The organism is Gammaproteobacteria bacterium (genome assembly GCA_013816845.1).
In the GTDB taxonomy this organism is placed as follows: domain Bacteria; phylum Pseudomonadota; class Gammaproteobacteria; order DSM-16500; family DSM-16500; genus Aquicella.
The window spans coordinates 1-2,101 of the sequence record JACDDU010000013.1; the positions used below are offsets into that span (position 1 = coordinate 1).

The 2,101-nt window shown below is 37.3% G+C and carries 2 protein-coding genes; one reads left to right on the forward strand and one right to left on the reverse strand.

The features are described from left to right. Positions 1–224 precede the first annotated feature (224 nt). Complete coding sequence (locus tag H0W64_12710) at positions 225–1,406, forward strand: DDE-type integrase/transposase/recombinase (protein MBA3662573.1); 1,182 nt, start codon at positions 225–227, stop codon at positions 1,404–1,406. A 379-nt stretch (positions 1,407–1,785) separates the two neighbouring features. On the opposite strand, the gene H0W64_12715 is transcribed toward H0W64_12710, so the two are convergent. Then, positions 1,786–2,101 (reverse strand): WYL domain-containing protein (locus H0W64_12715; GenBank protein ID MBA3662574.1); only part of this gene is annotated, 316 nt, incomplete at its 5' end.

Genomic DNA, 2,101 nt, shown 5'->3' on the forward strand with positions numbered 1-2,101 from the left:
TAAGGTTTTATAAATTAACTTCTATCAGCAGCGAAAAGTATATCTAAAAAGTTTCCGGTTGAAGTGAAGCGAGACTTTTGGTACACAGTGTTGTATTTACCATCACTAATAATGCATAGTTGATAAATAGCATAACATCGGTTACACTTTTCGGTGTAGCACAACATAGGTAACACTTTTTAAAGTTCTTTGACATAAAATGCTGATACTCATTGAAAAGTTGAATGAAAGAATATCAGCAAAGGCAAGAAGCAATTAAACGGTATTTACAAGGTGAAAAAGTGGCAACAATTGCCCGTTCAATGGGCAAAAGCCGCAAATGGTTACATCATTGGATAAAGCGTTATAAAGAAAGTTCTGATGCTCCAAATTGGTTTGAGGATGAAAGCAAAGCACCCAAGAAAACGAACAGCACATTAGAGGCCGAAACAGAGCAGCAAATTCTTCTTATCCGCAATGACCTGATGAATGAAAAGATGGCCCAGATTGGAGCAATATCCATTCAGTATGAATGTGAACGTCGTGGCATTAAACCGCCACCTGCTGTTTGGACCATCAACCGGGTTATTGCAAAGCATGGATTAAGCAAACAAGTTGCTGTTCAAAAATCTCCTAAAGATTATCCCGATTTGTTTTGGCATACTCATCAAATGGATTTAATAGGTCCACGCTACATCAAAGGTGATGGCAAGTTCTATAGTATTAATTTGATAGATGTAACCACGCATAGTTGTTTTGTAAAAGCAGTACGTACCAAATCATCCGAAGGTATTGTACAAGCGATTGCTTCCTTTTGGCAAACACATGGCATGCCTGATGCTTTGCAAATGGATAATGAATTGGCTTTCAGGGGCAGCAACCGCTATCCACGCAGCTTTGGCAGTGTGGTGCGCTTTGCACTTAGCCAAGGTGTTGCACCTGTTTTTATCCCCGTAAAAGAGCCTTGGCGTAATGGCATTATTGAAAAGTTTAATCACACTTACCAGAAAAGATTTTTGCAAATGAACACCTTTAAAAGCCTCGATGATCTGTCAGCTCGTGAGCAGTCTTTTACTGATTTTCATAACAGTCATCATCGCTACAGTTCACAAGGTCATAAAACACCTAATGAAGTAAGAGCATTATTATTACCGCCTATTTATTACAACGGCACGGTACATCTTGCTGCACTTAAACCGCGATTAGAAATAAAAATACTACTTACCAAAGGATGCGTTTATTATATCCGGTTTATAAGAAGTGACCTCAAACTTTATTTACCCAACGAGACATTTACTGTAATACCAGAGTTGAAATACAGCTATGTGGTAGCTGAAATTAATATCGAAAACCACTGCCTGGTAATCCGCCAAAATAACGAGTTAAAGCAACTATTCCATTACCCCATTGATGCTATAAACTGGTAGTCTTCTTGCTATATGTCAAAGAGCTAAAATAAAAGTGTAACCTATGTTCTGCTACACTTTGAACCGTTAAGCGCCCTTAAGGGCAACCACCAAAATTAAGGGCTTCTTAACGGTTAAGGAAAAGTGTAACCTATGTTCTGCTATACAACAAGTACCAATTAAGAAGCTTGTAATTTCCACATCAAATTTATAAGGTAAGGTTAGGCTTTTATTATCCAGCTTCGGTTTATTTAATCTTCATTTTTTACGATCATGGTGGAAAAAACACATGCGGACCTATAAGAATTGGTTGGTTGCTTCAGGAATAACATCAGCTTGCACCTAATTTTAAATTTGCATTTGTTACCAACTAAAAACTGATTGCAACGAAAAGTAAAACCTAATATTGGTAATAGGCATCTTTCAACCTTTCTTTTATTGACAAAGCAAGCTTCGCTGGTTCTAGGACTTTTACACTTTCTGCGTATGAAAGAATTAGGCGTTGCAATTCATAATTAATAATAATTTTCAGGCTTACTTCCAATGTATTTTTATCTAGCCATTTTGATTTTTGTGAGCCGTGTAGAGGTTTTGATTCCATGTATTTCCCGCTTCTGCCAAAAAAAAGAAGAGTAATATTTTCAACCGCGGCATCTACAGGTTTTGTTACTCCAATAATATCTTCAAAGTATTCCTGCCAGTCGATGGTGGCATTT